The sequence below is a fragment of the Paenibacillus sp. BR2-3 genome (assembly GCF_046529485.1).
Classification (GTDB): domain Bacteria; phylum Bacillota; class Bacilli; order Paenibacillales; family Paenibacillaceae; genus Paenibacillus_AQ.
Genome location: NZ_CP126311.1, coordinates 3,887,704 through 3,904,452 on the forward strand (window position 1 = coordinate 3,887,704; position 16,749 = coordinate 3,904,452).

Sequence of the window (16,749 nt, forward strand, 5' to 3'; positions counted from 1 at the left end):
ATCTTTCGGGTAAGTGTATGCGCTGCTGCTACAGCTCCTCGCCGTTGCTGGCGATGACCTTTTTATACCAGTTGAAGGAATCCTTCTTGGAGCGCTTTAAGGTCCCGTTTCCTACATCATCCAGATCCACATAGATAAAGCCGTAACGCTTGGACATTTCCGAAGTCGACATACTGACCAAATCAATCGGTCCCCAGCTGGTGTAGCCGATAAGATCCACGCCGTCGATAATCGCTTCTTTCATTTGCTCAATATGCTGTCTCAAGTAATCCATACGGTAGGTATCGTGGATGGAGCCGTCTTCTTCCACTTTATCGTAGGCGCCGAGGCCGTTTTCTACAATAAACAAAGGCTTTTGATAGCGGTCGTAGAAATTGTTCAGTGTGATCCGCAGGCCGATCGGGTCAATCTGCCAGCCCCAATCCGATGCCTTCAAATATGGATTTTTGACACCTCCGAACAGATTTCCTTTGGCACGCTCACCTTCAGGACTGGCAGTTACAGTCAGGCTCATATAATAACTGAACGATATATAGTCGACGGTGTATTCTTTTAAAAGCTCATCATCACCCGGTTCTTTCTGAATGACCACATTGTTCTCGTTAAAGAAACGCTCCATGTATTTCGGATATTCACCCCGGGCATGGACATCCGTAAAGAACAGGTTCATCTGGTTTTCCTTCTGTGCTTTCAGCACATCCTCCGGATTGCAGGTGTTTGCGTAGGTTTCCATGCGGGCGAGCATACAGCCCATTTGGGCACCCGGAATAATCTCATGCAGAAGTTGGGTAGCCAATGAGCTGGCCACAAATTGATGATGCAGAGCCTGGTAGGTGGTCTGAAGCTGATTCTCGGCCTGGTCAATAACAACTCCGCCGCCCGTAAACGGACTGATCGTCATGACGTTAATCTCATTAAAAGAGATCCAATATTTCACTTTGTCCTTATAGCGTTTGAATACTGTTTCGGCATAGTTGGCAAAGAACCCGACAACTTCACGGCTTGCCCAGCCATTATATTTCTGGGTCAGACCCAGTGGAGTTTCATAATGCGATAAAGTCACGAGCGGCTCGATTCCATACTTATGCAGTTCGTCAAACACATCATCATAGAACTGCAGACCTGCTTCATTCGGCTGTGCATCGTCTCCGTTCGGGAAGATCCGGGACCAGTGGATGGACAGGCGGAATACTTTGAAGCCCATTTCGGCAAACAACGCGATATCTTCTTTATAACGGTGGTAAAAATCTACTCCATCACGTTTCGGAAATCTCGCCTCGAACTTACCGGACAAAATGTCCTCCAGACGCTCGGATGAAACTTCCATAACATGGTCACCGGTACGTTGTTCCTTGGGAATCCACGCTATCACATCGGCGGCTGACATCCCCTTGCCGTCCTCGTTATAGGCTCCCTCCAGCTGATTGGCCGCAGTTGCGCCGCCCCATAGAAAATCTTCAGGAAATCCTTTTCTAACCTGTGCCATTATCATTCAACCTCTTTCTATTGTTTATTTAAACCACTACAGTAAGCAGGTAGTCCTGATTCTGCACTTCCGCTTCGGTTGTTTTTAGTACATCCAAATAATTAGCCGAGTTCGTTACTATTACCGGTGTCGTCATCAAGTAGCCCGCCGCTTTAATCGCCTCAACATCGAACTCCAGCAGCAGTTCGCCTTTTACCACTTGCTGCCCCTCGACCACATGCTTTTTGAAAAATTGCCCCTTCAACCGGACCGTGTTCACACCAACGTGGATCAACAATTCAGTTCCGTCATCAGAGGTAATCCCGATAGCATGTCCCGTCGGAAACACGGTAGTGATCACTCCGTTAACAGGAGAGGTTAAATTTCCGGAGGAGGGTTCAATGGCTATTCCTTTTCCCATAGCTCCCGTTGAAAAGGCCTCATCCGTTACCGACTCCAGGGGTATGACTTTACCCTTTAATGGACTTTCGATGATTTCTTTCTCAATTAGAGTTTCCCCTTCCTTTGTGGGGGACACAGCTTTCTCGCTCCCTGCAGTCTCGGTTGCCTGGTCTTGAAAACCCAGCACATAGACAAGTCCCGCTGCAAGAACAAAGGCTACGGTAATACCGATAACTACAAACATAAATTCAGGCCCGATGTAAGTCGGGAGCGCCAGCAGCCCAGGCAGAGCGAAAGCGAAGGCTTTGGCTCCACCCATACCGATAATCCCGCCGCCGATAGCGCCGGCAATACATGCGTATATAAAAGGTTTTTTCAATTTCAGTGTAACGCCGTAAATAATCGGTTCCGTTATTCCGAACAACCCCGGCAAAGTGGTGGAGCCTGCCAATGCTTTAAGCTGAGGATTTCTAGATTTCAGGAATACGCCAAACGAAGCACCAGCTTGTGAAAGTACCGCCGCGGCAAGCATGGGAATCATCGTATCAGAACCGAGGGTCGTGAGATTGCTGAGCATGATGGGAACGAAGCCCCAGTGTACGCCGAAAATGACAAACACTTGCCAGAAAGCTCCTGCGATCACACCTGCCAGCAATGGACTTAAATTATAGATAGACGTGTAGCCTGACGCAAGCCCCTGACTGACCATGTTGCCTACCGGCCCAAATGCCAGGAAGGTCAACGGAACAACAATCACAAGGGCTAAAAAAGGAACAAGGATGTTTCTTACGGATTCGTGGATGACCTTCTTGAAGCCCTTCTCTACGTAGGATTGCACCCAGACTGCCAGGATAATCGGAATTACACTGGAGGAATAATTAATCAGGACAATCGGAATGCCGACGAAAGTTAACGGATCGGGACTGCCTACAGCGGCAACCACAGAAGGATATACCAGAGCACCGGCAATCGCTACCGAGACAAAAGGATTTGCCCCAAATTTCCGGGCAGAAGTAATGGAAAGGAATATAGGCAGGAAGTAGAACACGCTGTCCGCAGCCGCATTAAGGATCATATAAGTGCCGCTTGCCGCATCCATCCATTTTAGTGAAATAAACAGCGCCAGCAGCCCTTTAAGCAGCCCCGCACCGGCGAGTGCGCCCAGCATCGGGGAGAAAATGCTTGAGATAATATCAACAGCTTTGCCTATAAAATTTGCATCCCCGGAAGATTCGTCTTTCGCGTTGCTGTCTGCATCCTGCAGCTTGGTCTCGGCCACAATTTGCTCATACACCTGACCCACCGTATTGCCGATAACTACCTGGAACTGGCCGCCGCTTTCTACGACTGTTATGACTCCCGCTGTTTTTTCTAGTAGGGCTTTGTCCGCTTTGCTGCGGTCCTTCAGCTTGAATCTCAATCTTGTAGCACAGTGAAATACGGAATTTACATTCGATTCTCCGCCGACCAGGGATATAATTTGCCGAGATAGCTCTTTATTACTCATTGTCAAAACTCCTTTATAGGTTGATTAGGGCTGTGGAAATAAGAAAAACCTAAACTCATGGGAAAATCAAACGTTGAAATCAACGTCAATTTAACCATCAGTTTAGGTTTTGCCTGCTTTACCAGTAACAACCCTAGAACGGATGAACTTCTTTAATTTTCTATGCTGTTGCGTTCGGTTACACGGTGAATATGAATGGTCAGATAGACCTGCTCATCCTTGCTCAGACTCTGGCCGTGTGTTTTCTCCAAATAATCATTGATCTTTTGTACACAAGCAAAAGCTTGGATATACGTCTTCATAATCTGATTGTACAAAAAGTCTTCCCCGCTGTTATTCGTCTCGTTCCGCAGCACTCTCATTGAGAAATACTGCAGGTGGGTTAAAAAGCGCGAATAGTTCAGGGACGACTCGTCCAGAACAATTCCAAAATGGTAGGTGACGATGTTCAGAACATCCTGTACGATCTTTGTCATCTTCAGCGTGGACTTCATCTCATTCCCGTCCATTCGGGCATTTACCAGGTGCATGGCGATAAAGCCAGCTTCGTCTTCTTCCAATGTCAAGCCTGTCGCCTGTTCAATCATCCTTAATGCTTCAAGGCCAATGGTGAATTCCTTTTTGTAAAAGCGCTTAATTTCAAACAACAGCGCATTTTTAAGTTCAAGACCTTTCTCGTACCGGTCTATCGCGAAATGTATATGATCCGTAAGGGTCAGATAAATTTTATCGCTAAGCTCCGTCTGGAGCACACTGTTCGCATAGGTGACAATGTCATTAGTCAGTTCAAAGTGGGATACGGGGATATCGTTTAAAAGCTCGGTCAGCCTGCTCGTAAATTCATTCTCATTCAGTAAAAAGATTTTATCTATTTTGTAGTCGTCAACGTAATCGCCAGGTGATTTCTTGAAGGATATGCCCCGGCCCATTACAATAATTTCTTTACCCTTATGATTCTTCGTTAACAGTACATTATTATTCAGAATTTTCTCGATAATCATCTATTTTTCACCTCCATCCTAATATTTTGCACAAAAAAAGCCCAAGTTAATTACAGTATCATTTACGGAAAATGATACTCGAATTAACTTAGGCATTGCCCGCCTTACCGGTCACAATCCTTTATTTGATTTTATTGTAGCATAAATAAAAGCGATTACAAGACTTTTTTCGAGATTGATAAAAATTAGTATTTTAACTCAGTCTGGAACGGACAGGGGTTGATAAGAGTGCCTGCCCGTTCATGAACCTAAGACTGAGCCAAGAATTGAAGCCGCCTACAAAAACCGGAATTGAGCTTCAATAAGACCGTTATAAATACCATCACGAGCCGTTAATTCACCATGTGTTCCTTCTTCCTTGATTTCCCCGTGATCCAGGACGACGATTTTATCCGCATGTCTTATCGTTGACAGACGGTGGGCAACAATAAATGAAGTGCGGCCCTGCAGCAGGATTTTGAGAGCCTCCTGAATCTTAAGCTCTGTCTCCGTATCGATGCTTGCCGTTGCTTCATCCAGGATCAGTATCCGCGGATTCGCCAGAAGCGCCCTCGCAAAAGACAGAAGCTGGCGTTGACCCATGGACAGGGCACTTCCGCGTTCCTCTACCTCTGTCTCATAGCCGCGGGGCAGCTTCATAATAAATTCGTGCGCGTCTACCGCCTTCGCTGCCTCTTCCACTTCCTTGTCGCTGGCGTCAAGCCGTCCAAAACGGATATTATCCCGGATCGTTCCCGAGAAGATAAAGGTGTCCTGAAGCACGATTCCGATCTGTTCGCGCAGACTCTGCAGGGTGACATCCCGGATATCCCTCCCGTCGATCGTAATTTGGCCGCCTGTGATGTCATAAAACCGGCCGATCAGATTAATGATCGTGCTCTTGCCGGAGCCGGTATGTCCCACAAGCGCGATGGATTGCCCCGCCTTTACATTCAAATCTATGCCTTTCAGTGCAGCCCTGCCCTTCTCATACTCAAAGACAACCTGATTAAAGTTAATATCTCCGCGTATGGTCGGCAGCGTCTTTGCTTCCGGCTTATCCTGGACCATGGGCTCCTCATCCAAATACTCGAAAATCCGTTCGGACGAGGCCATGGCTACAAGCAGCTGATTATACATTTGTCCGAGACGGTTAATCGGGTCCCAGAAATTGCTCACATAGGTACTGAAAGCTACGAGTGCACCGATCGTAAGCTCCCCCGATTGAATCAGATACGCCCCAAGCCAGAACAGGATCATGGTCCCGAGGCCACCCGTCACTTCAATAATCGGCCCAAAACCCTGATTCATCGCCGACGCTTTGTTCCACGATTTCCTGCTGTCCGTATTCATGGCATCGAAATAATTCATATTTTCCTGCTCTTGCGTATAGGCTTGCGTCACCCGAATTCCCTGTATGGATTCATTCAAGTGGGAGTTTATCCGGGAATTCTTGATTCGGACATCTTGCCAGGCTATCCGGATTCTCTGCCGCAGCTTGGTGGAAATAACGAACATAATAGGCACGGTCACCATAACCGCAAGCCCCAGCTTCCAGTTAATCAGCAGCAGAATAATCATGATACCTGCCAGCTGCACACAGTCGATCATCAGGTTAACGACCCCGTTGGTGAACAAGTCCTGAAGCGAGTTAATATCATTCGTGACGCGTACCAGTACAGACCCTGCCGGTCTTTTATCGAAAAAATTGAACGAGAGCTTCTGGATATGCTTGAACAGATCCGACCGCAAATCATAAATAACCCTTTGACCAATTACGTTGGTATATTTGATCCGGTACACACCCGCAATCCACTGAATGAGATACAGTACAATCACGCAGGCTGTAAGAATATATAAAAGCGGCAAGCTTGTATTTCCATCCTTGGGAGCTATTGCACGGTCAATGGCAAGGCTCGTCAGAAATGGAACCGTGAGCTTTGTAATCGTTCCAAGGATCATCATGATCGACACCAGCGGCAGCATCTGCTTTGCATAAGGTCTCATATAACCGAATAATCTCGTAAACTGCTTCCAATCAAAAGCCTTGTCGATTTGGTCGTCATCTTTATAAACGAACCGTTCTTCAATAGACTCCTTGATATGAATTTTCTTGGCGCCCGGTGATCCGCCCTGATTAGCTTCAATTTTCACGCTGCCTCACTCCCCTTCTCTTCCGGTATCTCTCACCAGAAAATCAGCGTACTGAATCCGGTAGACATCCTGATAAGGGCCCGGCACCCGGGTGAGCTCTTGATGTGTTCCTTGTTGAATCACACGGCCTTCATCCAGCACAATGATCTGATCCGCATGGCGGAGCGAAGAAATCCGGTGTGCGATGATAAGAGTGGTACGGCCGCGCATGACTTCCTGAAAGCCAGCCTGAATTTCATGCTCTGTCTCCATGTCCACCGCGCTCGTCGCATCATCAAGAATGAGAATACGCGGATTTTTCAACAGGGCCCTGGCGATAGCTATACGCTGCTTTTGTCCTCCGGATAAGCCCATACCCCGTTCCCCAACCACCGTATCATAGCCCTCAGGCATCTCCATGATGAAATCATGCGCTTTTGCCAGTTGGGCGGCCTGGATGATCTCTTCCATCGTCACATTTTTGAGGCCATAGGATATGTTGTTGCGAATGGAGGATGAGAATAGAAAGGTCTCCTGAAATACGGTTGCGATTTGTGAACGCAGGCTGTGAACACTATATTCTCTGATATCAATGCCATCCAGCCTGATGCTCCCCTCGTTTACGTCATAGGCCCGCATCATAAGCTGGGTTATCGTCGATTTGCCGGAACCGGTACCTCCAAGGAAGCCAATGACCGAACCGGATGACGCCTCAAAATGAATGTCAGTAACGGCAGGCAATTTATTTCCATAAGCAAAAGTAACATGATCAAATGCTACATGACCTTGAACCAGTGAGGAATCCAGCTCTTTCGCGCCTTCTTTATCCTCTACATCAATCCGCTGGTTCAGCACTTCAAGCACACGTTGTCCCGAAGCCTTGGACTGTGTATAGTTATTGATATGGAAGCCAAGGCCCCATACCGGTCCTATGATGTACCAGATCAGACTGAAGAAGGCCACCAATTCGCCGAGCGACATTTTGTGATGAATAACAAGCGTACCGCCTACTCCCAGCAGAATAGCTACACTAACCGAAGCCAAAAGCTCCATCACCGGAAAAAATCTGCTCCAAAGCTCCGCAGCAAAAATCTGATTGTTCTTATAGCGTTCATTTCGATGAGAGAATTTCTCTACCTCAAAGTCTTCACGGGCAAAAGATTTCACGGTCCGCACACCTGTCACGTTCTCCTGAACAGCCGTTGTAAGGGCACTAAGAGCCATGCGCATCTCCTGAAAAGCCGGGTGGATTTTGGATTCGAACCGGAAAGCCACCGCCGCCAGAAACGGCATCGTAATCAAAGTGACCAGCGTGAGCTGCCAATTGAGGGAGAACATCATGATTGAACCAAAGGCCACCATAAAAAACACATTCAGCAGCTGGGCAAAACCAAACCCGATAAAAAGGCGGATCGCTTCCAGGTCTCCGGTCAGCCGGGACATCAAGTCCCCCGTTTTTGCCGTGTCATAATATCGGAAGGATAGGAACTGCAGCTTCTCATAGCAGGCATTGCGCAGCCGGTAGGCCAGAAAATTACCCAGCCTCCCTCCAAAAAAGCCATGCGTAAACTGCAGGCAGGCTTTAATGAAGATTACTCCCAGCACAGTAAGGGCCAAAACCGGAACCTCTGTAAAGTTCCTTTGTACGATGACATCATCAATCAATTTTCTTAACAGATTGGGGATTATCAACCCCACTGCAGTTGCTGCAGCCAAGCACAGTATCGAAAGAATCAAAAAATGCAGCTTCTCCCGGTAAAAGCCCTGCAGTTGCCTGAGGACATCCATCTCTTTCCTCCTTTTTAACGCTTACATTTTAGGGACTTTATGCAGTTTATCATCCAAGTTTTAATGCGGCAAAGTGGAAAATAGACCATTTTTCCCTTAATAACCGATAAAATAGCAGTTTGCATATGGTAAATGGAGGGCCATCTCTTAAATTACTCCTATTTCCTCGGAAATGCTGTTGGATTAACAAATGGCTTGATTCTGAGGGTATCTCAAAAATTGATTTGTGCCTAAAATCATTTTTTAATGCCAAGCAATTTGTTTCCGGCAGGAGAATAACATGAGTTATCAAACATTAGGAGAGTGTAAATGCAATGAAAACGGAGGAGTTAAAAGCATACGAAGGAAGAAATAAGGTTCAGAGTGCGGTTGCAGATATCAACGAGCCGCTGCTGGTGAGTATTGAACCGGAATCCATGGAGGAAATCACTCCGGAGCTGCAGCCGTCCTGCTTGATAGAATTTTATATATAATCGAGCTACTGGCAGACAGACATTCGAGATCCGTTAAAAACGTATAGCGGAGCCGTCGCAGGAATAATCCTTTACGGCTCTTTTTTCTCTGCTTGTTTTCTTTTTTGTCATATTTTCTAACACGAAAGTGTTTTCTACTGCACCTTTTTTGGTTACAAATTAACTAAGAGGTGAATGATTATGAAGAATGCTATGCTTCCTAACGTACCTTTAAAATTTTATGTTCCTGTAGCTATAGTCTTCTATCCTTTCCCGATTCATTACTTAAGGATCGCTACAGTGGATACTTACAGAAAAAGCGTCTCCCGGATTCTTAACTCTCTTCAGGAAAATGAATACCGTACGATTAGCGATGTTTTGAATGCAAGTTTAGAGGACCTTGGGAAGGCTAGAAATTTTGGAGAGAGAGGGAAGTCCTTACTCCTTGAACTTTTGCAAAAAATTTGCGATCAGCCCGATCTCGTTTTAGAAACAGGGAAACTTGAGCACAAACTTCGAGAAGAAGTGGAACGAATCACACGAAAAGAACCAATAAGAAAACAACTATATGATATGGGCTTAATTAAATAAATCACATAACGTTTGCATAATAATACATAAACAAAAGACCTGCCGGCTCAATGCGGCAGGTCTTTCGCTTTACCTTACTTTTTCAAGGTTAACCAATACTACCTTCCATTTCGATGTATTTTAGGGGAAAACATCGAAGGAAATCAATACCCATGCTGATTTCAGCAGCATGAAAAAACATGATTTTCGCTGGTTTCTTCTATTATAGTGGTATTTCGGTATCATGAATGGTATCAAAAAAAAATAAATCCTACTGGCTGTTATGGTCTGCAGGATTTATCAAATTCGCAAGCGTTGATTTACTTTTTTAATTATCGGAATTAGGTAAAAACGAGGTCTGCAAACTACTTTCAAATTCGATGAATTCGTAAATAAGTGTCTTAAAGTCTCTGACAAATTGACTTTCAAGGGATAACTTTTCTTTTTCGAGACGACAAAGTAGATAAAGCAAATCTGATTTTAACTTTGCCGCTTGGAACAAATCACTTAGATCAATTTGTCTCATCTTCTCACCTCATGATGGTTGTGTGTTATAATTCGCTCGAATGACAACTTAACTGAGGAGGTTTGGCAGCTTGCGCGTAACTCGCGGAAGATGCCTGCTCCAGAACTTGATCGACAGTAAAGGCTGGACTCAAGCAGAGTATGCAAAAAGATCTGGCCGTCCCAAACGTATCATCTCCCATTTTTGCAACGATGAGAGAGTCATGAAGCCAGAAGACGAATATACTGCGTCTCTCATTTTTGGCTGCAGGATGGAAGATTTACACGATTGGATTGTCGAAGATAGCGACAAGGAGTAGGCAGTGCGGTCAGTCCGCGCTTCCCTACTCCAAACGGGAGCATTTTGCTCTCAAAAATCATTTTATACTGTCACTGGTAATTTTTATGTCGCTATATGTCGAAATTACTTTCGGTAATTAAATACAGTATTTTACATTAAAATTACAAATATAACTAACAATGCCCCTGACTCAGAATACAAACATAAAAATCCCTGCAGACCATTACGGCCAACAGGGCTTTAATCTTATTCCTTCGTCGTACCAGGTCGATTGCTCAGAACCAGCTCAAACAAGCCGGTGGCTGATAGCCCTGCTAGTCCGCCGCCCCATAGCCGCAGCGTCAGATCCAAGTCTGAGAACGGGTATGCTGCCCAGCCGATCAGTAGCCCGATCAATAGCCCAATCCACGGCAATAGGTTCTTGGGTACATTCACCGTATTCTTCACAAGCTGCACCAAGGCCAGGACAAACACCGAGATCAATGTCGCAAACGCCAATACGTTATTTAAAACTTCCATCTTATTTGCCTCCTTTTGTGGTCAATGAAGCGACCTTGTTCTTGTTGTCCCATCCGACAGTTGCTCCCAGTGCCTCGCCTGCTGCCCGCAGCGGCACGTACACGGTTCCGTTGATCAATAGTCCATCCGGTTGCTTCTCTCCGTTTACCTCAAACCCTGCTTTGTCTGCTTTCACGTCCTCATCCCCCTTCAATTTTTCGGACACCATTGCTTTGAACGCCGTCCAGCCGGTCCACTTGCCTCCATCGTACATCAGCCGCGGGCAGATCTTACCGGACCAGTCAAAGTGCCGGCGCAGTTGATCCACGCTCCACCCTCTAGCCTTTAGCATCAATGCGACCAGCTCAGCGGCATTTTCCAGCGTCATGGCATAGTCGCCACTCTCGCAGATCTCAATACCGATACTAGTCCGATTACCGGACGTTGTCTTGCTGCCATCTCCAGCGTGCCAAGAGTTCTCATCCAGCGGGATGCATTCCACCGCTTCTCGTTCGTCCACAACAATATGAAAAGAAGCCTGTCGATCATTACTTGGATCCGTGAGCCAGGCACGCTCCCCTGCTGCGCTGCTGGCTGGGTTGCCGGTGTTGTGAATAGTAATTGTCCTTGGCAGCATAAGCAAACCTGGACGGCGCTTATTAGGAGTTTCAAACGGTATATGGTCTATGCGATAATTCATAATTTACCTCCCTATAAATTGATTAGCTACAATGACGCCAATGGTGATGCCGATGATATATTTCACAAAGTCCAGCCACATCTTCCGCTCGGTTCCACTATCCTTATTGGCCTGCTGAAGTAAAGAGAATATTTTGGTTTCAAGGCTGTCGAACTTCGCCATAATCGCACTGAATTGTATTTCCATTTTGATCGTGGATTCCTTGATCTGCTTGATATTTTCATCATGTCGGTGATCGTTCTCCTCCAGCAATCTCAACTTTGTGTTAGCAGTAACGTTCTCTGCTGCCATCCGAGTGAATTCGGTTTTTAATCCGATGAGCTGCTGCTCAACATCCTCCAATCGTTGAATAGGCACTACATCATCACTCCCTCCCCGTTGATATGCTCCCCCGTCTGCTGTCATGGTCCAGGACCCCTCTCTGTATGCTGGTATATAAAAGACACGCCCCGTAGAGCGTGCCTGAGATTGATTAATATGGAACCTGCCCTTTTGCTAACTCATTTCCGCGCTCAGCCATGTCATTGATACTCTGTTGAAGCTTACGCAGCTCGTCGCGTTTGTCCTTGTTACTTAATGACTTGTCATCCTGCACCGCACGCATGTCTTTGCGGATTACGGACATTTGCTTGCTGATCTTGGCCATCTTTTTCCGGAGCCCATCGCTATACCAGGTGGGCGGTTCCTTCATGTCGCTGTCCATGTTGGCCTGATCAAGTTTATCCTTATAATGATAAAACTCTGTGGACAGGTCATTCGAAAAGACTGGATCTGCAGTAACCTGCTGCCCGAGCGCGCTGCCAACATCCCCGCCTGGTGAGAGCAGTGGTTGTCCCAATTGACCTAAAACTCCGGTGTATTGCCGAGCAAAGTAATCCAACTGCTTCGGTGAGGTTCCAGTCAGCTCACCGAGCTTCTTGCTAATAGTAGTTGTCTTCGTGTCAAATTGAAGTTCAGGAGACAGATTCTCCAAATAGCCTGGAACGATCGGTGCTCCACTGAATGTCTTATTTGCCGCGAGATCCGCAAGAGGTCCAAATATAGTATCTCCTGCAGCGCCAAGCCCCTTGTCGATCAGTCCGCCTTTCTTCAGCGCCCCCTGAATCCCTGGAGGTGTGAATGTTGTCCGGAGCCGATCCGCGAAGTCTCGAAAGGCTGCTGGGTCCTGTTCCGCGAACAATCGCATAAGTCGCTCCGGTATATCAGAGAATATTGAACCTTGTTCCTGCGGCTTGGCTATCTTGAAAAAAGTTCCGTCTCCTTTAGGGACCATCAAGAACGCATCTTTCTGCCGGTTGCTCAATTTTTTGTAATTCGGATCATCGTGATTGAGCGCATACAGTGCCAGTGTGGGTATCGTAATACCGATTACCGACTTCACAATCGCTTTGACCGGATTATCCTTGTACGTCCGGATCGTCTTATCCAAGCCTTGAACAGCAGCATTCCAGTATGGAAAGGCTGCATCCAATTCACGAGATAAAGATCCCCGGCGTTTAAAGTTAACTGTGATGTCCTGAGCAGCTGCCAACGCAGCTTGCAAGTCACCCGTCAAATCAAGGGATCTCTTAAACTCCGCAAGTCTTGGGGCGATTTCAACCGAGTTCAGGAAGTTTTCATAGGCATCTTTCCCGCGAAGTGCAGCCCGACGCACACCGGATTGCGGCAGTGCCGCTCGTTTACTCTGAGCCAGTAGGTTACGGTCAGCTGCAATAGAAGAAGCATGACCACCGCCGATGTCCAAGAATTGCTTATAGGCTCCGCGCTTGCCTGCAATGTCTACAGCAGCAGAGACCAGATCCGCAACAAAGGCAATGGGGTTGTCCCGAGTCGTCGAAGCCACATAAGCCTGCGGAATATCCCGGAACAAGTTGCGCGTCAGGGAGAACACGGGGTTACTGCCGGTTGTCAACAGCTTCATATTGTTGGTGATCTTACTGATCAGTTTAAGCATGTACCCGGCAGAATTAGGTCCCATGGCTGTGATGGCGGATAAGAGCTGCTGATCCTTGATCTTAACGTGAACCGGCTCACCACCCACCATGACACGCACGATGTTATCCTTATCCAGTTTAGTACGCTGCATCGCTTTGTCGAAGTCATCCGAGAACCTGCTGAGCAGATCGTCAATGCCATTACTGTCCAGCAGGAGCTTCGTGATATCCTCCGGCTTCTCCGGCTGCTTGACGATTTCCGCCCAATCTGCGAAGTCCTCAGGGTGCGCCTCAACGTTCTTCACGTATTGCTGCATGACGCCGTTGCGCTTGGCTGCTTTGACATAAGCATCCACATTCTCAATCGTAGCCTCAATGGGACTGATGATCTTACGCTGTGAACCACCCTTCTGGTAGCCTTTGACCGGATTGGATTGATTGCCAAATCCCTGCTTGCTGCGGCCGTAACTTTTCCCGACCTTCTCAAGATTGCTAAATTGTCGCTTGTTCGGCACGTAGAACGGATTAGCGTCTGCCCAAGCCTTCGCCATATCCTCCGTGATGATACCGGTATCCACCAGCCAGGACTTAACCATTTGCTGATTAAATGCATAGAACTTTTCTGCTGCCTCCGCAAACTCCGGAAACTGCTGTTCATACTCTGCTACCTTCTGAGCACCATATTCCGGCGTCCATTTCAGATCATCCCGGAATACCTTTTCGCCTCGATCAAATCTTGTAATTGCATGCTTGTTCAGCAAGTAATCTTCGAAGTCTACATAAATGTGCTTGTTTTGCTTCATCAGTCCGTTGAGCGGCTTCAAGATGCTTTTCAGGCTCTCACCCACCACTTGTCCGTTGGCGTCCACAAGTCCGTCCGTGATTATCCGTTTAGAGATAACATCGGCGCCACGGGAAGCAAGGCCGAGTGTATGAACACGCTCAGAAGCTTTCAGCGGCTCCTCCATCAGGCGTTCCATAATCTTGTCCTGCTGGTTCAGCGGGTGCAGATCATCCACCAGTGCGGTATACGCGCGGTCTCCTGACCCCTTACCCGTTAAAGGTTCGCGCTGTTGCCGTGTGACTAGTTGAGACCGGGTATCGTTGCTCAGGGAGTCATACGGATTTGTCCGGTTAAAAGCCGATATGCCTAGACCAGAATGTTCGTCGAATTGCCCCGGACGTAGAATCGGTTCTCCGATCGGTAGCGGTTCTGGCGCTGCCATGTTGCCGATGTCACCCAATGTTCTGCGCTGCGCCGTCATCTCATTCGCCAGCAAGTTTTCCAAGCTCCCAGCTTCGGCCAAACGCCGATCAGAATCCTGCAGGAGATAATCGATATCGTCTTGTGTCAATTGCCCAATGCTTTTAGCCGCAATGACCTCATCTCTGCTCGGCGTAGGAACGGATTGGAATCGGTCAAGCGACTCGCCACTGACCCGGGTCTTACGTGTCCCCGGCCGCAGTCCCGCAATGGTTTCCGGCGCAGCAGCTTCGCCAACAAACGGTGTATAACGGTCTGCTGATGACTTAACTACATTGCCCAGTCCGTAGGTATCTCGGACGTTCTGCGTCTGCCGTGCCTTACTGACCAAGTTTGGATCAATCTGGCGCGTTGAGAGCAGCTTATCATAATCGTAGCCCAGATCCTCGGCCACTTGACGTGCAGTGCCCTCCACGGTGATTCGCTTCCTGATCTCTTCGCCCAGCTGCCGCATATCCTCATAACTGAGTGCGCGAATCTCGTTCAGCGATACATCCCCCCCAAAGTGGTACTGGATCCACTTGGCCAGTTCGTTCGGGTTTTCGAGCGGCGGCGTCATACGCTCAGTCACAATAGGTTTCATCTGCTCCAGTATCTGATTAAGCCCCGGCTTTGCCCCTCTCCGGGCTGTTGTAGGTGGCTGGATATCGGCTGCAGGCAGTCCAAGAGGCTCCGGCCTCCAGTCGGTGGGATTAATGATCGTCCCCTCACCCGGTTCCAGAACAGAGCGCCGAGCGGCTGCAGCCTGCCGAAGCTGGCGCATCTCAGCTGTAGAAGGACCGCGACCCTCAGGCAATGAGAGAGTTGACTGGGCAGGTGTGCTTTGCACCGAAACCTCAGTAGATGTAAGCGGGGCAATGCCCGGTTCAGCATCTGAGAGACCTTTGTTCCGCAGGAACCGGTTAAACAGCGACTTCGCACTCGCGCCGAGAGCTGCGCCTCCAAAGCCTAGTACAGCACCACCTGCCAGTCCATAGAGAGCGTTGCGGCCAATCTCCTCATTGCTGTCCTGCTGATTGGTCAAGCCCATTCCCACGCCTTGCAGCGGTCCTGCTACGGTCTCGGTCAACCCTGTACGGGCGATGTTCTCAGCCGTTCTGGGGCTGACGCGAGGAGCCATCTTGCCAATACCCTGGGCAATCTTATTGACAGCAGCTTGACCGGGTTTGCTAGCCATCGCTTTACCGGCCACCTCATATGAGCCCATATTAGGACCCATCCCTACAGGTGCGCCGGTGGGGGTCAAGAACGGTGTCACAAAATCGTTGATGATGTCCGAAGCCTTGTCCACTACCTTATTGCCTGTGGGATCTCGCTGCACGACACCGGAGTGACCGGCGAATGCATTGGACACCGCTTGACCGACCGGATTCCCCCGCGTCAACCAGTTCATGGCTTCGGCGTAAGTTTTTATTGCTCCAGGCGCTCCGCTATTCTCAATCTTCTGTTTATTGATATCAAACTGTGTCTTCGGCACCTGACCGCCGCCTGTGGGCATAAATGCTTCCGGAAGCAGTAGCTTATTGGCGATTGCAGACACATCAGCTCCAAGCCGCTTTGGCGCAATCGGCTGCGGTACTTTGACGGATGACTGAGGAGAAGCTGCTGCTACTGCTACTGCTGCTGGTACCGGACGCATAACGCTTGCCAGTGTATCCCGAAGCAACACCTTGGATCTTAGGGACTCCTCCGCCTCCTGCCGCTGCCGGTATCCTTCCGGATCTCTAAGATCGTTATATTTACTGCCCAGATCCCGGGATGTTGCGTTTTGCTCACCGACAGCTTGTCGGTACCGATCGATGTTATTTTGGGTCTGCTGGGTCGCTGCTTTGGTTCGCGCCCGAAGATCGTCATATTTACCCATAATTTCACCGCCTTTAAGAAAACATTTTGTAATACTTGGTAACACCGGAAACCCAATGGTTGTTGAGTCCAGTCGGGTCATTGGCAGCTCCGTTAGGTGCATATTTTTTCTGGATGGATGGGATGGTATTCAAACCTTGATCAAAGTAATTTCGCTTCAGGTTAGATGCCATTTTGTCGATGCCCTCTGCTAAGCTGCTGAAGGTCATAAGCCCATTCTTACCCATCATCCCGCCCACATTGTTCTTTGATTTGACTGCATTACTTGTCCCATTACCAGTCTCGTGTATGGCGATAGCTGCTAGTAAAGCAGGGTCAATCCCATATTTTGCACCTGCAGATGCGAACGCGTCTCCAGATCCTTTTAAGACGCCGCCCAACTGTTTAT

At 48.1% G+C, this 16,749-nt stretch carries 12 protein-coding genes; 2 read left to right on the forward strand and 10 right to left on the reverse strand.

The window, feature by feature from the left end; translation table 11 throughout:
* Positions 1-28: 28 nt before the first annotated feature.
* From PaeBR_RS18760 to PaeBR_RS18780, 5 genes are all read right to left on the reverse strand, one after another.
* Positions 29-1,486: a glycoside hydrolase family 1 protein gene (locus tag PaeBR_RS18760; RefSeq protein ID WP_410512032.1), complete on the reverse strand. Its 1,458-nt coding sequence runs from the start codon at positions 1,484-1,486 to the stop codon at positions 29-31.
* A gap of 28 nt (positions 1,487-1,514) precedes the next feature.
* The gene (locus PaeBR_RS18765; protein WP_410512033.1) at positions 1,515-3,374 is read right to left on the reverse strand and encodes a beta-glucoside-specific PTS transporter subunit IIABC; all 1,860 of its coding nucleotides are present in this window, start codon (positions 3,372-3,374) and stop codon (positions 1,515-1,517) included.
* Positions 3,375-3,526: 152 nt separating this feature from the next.
* On the reverse strand, positions 3,527-4,375 hold the full coding sequence (gene licT / locus PaeBR_RS18770) for a BglG family transcription antiterminator LicT (RefSeq protein WP_410512034.1): 849 nt from the start codon (positions 4,373-4,375) through the stop codon (positions 3,527-3,529).
* Between the two features lie 276 nt (positions 4,376-4,651).
* Entirely contained in the window at positions 4,652-6,502 is a 1,851-nt protein-coding gene (locus PaeBR_RS18775) for an ABC transporter ATP-binding protein (protein WP_410515240.1), read from the reverse strand.
* A 12-nt stretch (positions 6,503-6,514) separates the two neighbouring features.
* Positions 6,515-8,275, reverse strand: coding sequence for an ABC transporter ATP-binding protein (locus PaeBR_RS18780; RefSeq protein ID WP_410512035.1), 1,761 nt, complete (start codon positions 8,273-8,275; stop codon positions 6,515-6,517).
* Between the two features lie 314 nt (positions 8,276-8,589).
* On the opposite strand from PaeBR_RS18780, the gene PaeBR_RS18785 reads away from it, so the two are divergent.
* Both PaeBR_RS18785 and PaeBR_RS18790 read left to right on the forward strand, forming a co-directional pair.
* Positions 8,590-8,748 (forward strand): hypothetical protein, encoded by a 159-nt coding sequence (locus PaeBR_RS18785; RefSeq protein ID WP_410512036.1) that lies wholly within the window; start codon positions 8,590-8,592, stop codon positions 8,746-8,748.
* Positions 8,749-8,928: 180 nt separating this feature from the next.
* Entirely contained in the window at positions 8,929-9,318 is a 390-nt protein-coding gene (locus tag PaeBR_RS18790) for a DNA-directed RNA polymerase subunit alpha C-terminal domain-containing protein (protein WP_410512037.1), read from the forward strand.
* 1,030 nt (positions 9,319-10,348) lie between these two features.
* Here the strand turns inward: PaeBR_RS18790 and PaeBR_RS18795 are convergent.
* The 5 genes from PaeBR_RS18795 to PaeBR_RS18815 form a co-directional block, all read right to left on the reverse strand.
* Complete coding sequence (locus PaeBR_RS18795; protein ID WP_410512038.1) at positions 10,349-10,621, reverse strand: holin; 273 nt, start codon at positions 10,619-10,621, stop codon at positions 10,349-10,351.
* A 1-nt stretch (position 10,622) separates the two neighbouring features.
* The gene (locus PaeBR_RS18800) at positions 10,623-11,300 is read right to left on the reverse strand and encodes an N-acetylmuramoyl-L-alanine amidase (protein ID WP_410512039.1); all 678 of its coding nucleotides are present in this window, start codon (positions 11,298-11,300) and stop codon (positions 10,623-10,625) included.
* Positions 11,301-11,303: 3 nt separating this feature from the next.
* Positions 11,304-11,705, reverse strand: a complete 402-nt coding sequence (locus tag PaeBR_RS18805) for a hypothetical protein (protein ID WP_410512040.1) — start codon at positions 11,703-11,705, stop codon at positions 11,304-11,306.
* Positions 11,706-11,772: 67 nt separating this feature from the next.
* Positions 11,773-16,362, reverse strand: a complete 4,590-nt coding sequence (locus PaeBR_RS18810; RefSeq protein WP_410512041.1) for an LPD38 domain-containing protein — start codon at positions 16,360-16,362, stop codon at positions 11,773-11,775.
* Between the two features lie 13 nt (positions 16,363-16,375).
* Positions 16,376-16,741, reverse strand: a complete 366-nt coding sequence (locus tag PaeBR_RS18815; protein WP_410512042.1) for a glucosaminidase domain-containing protein — start codon at positions 16,739-16,741, stop codon at positions 16,376-16,378.
* Between the last annotated feature and the right edge of the window lie 8 nt (positions 16,742-16,749).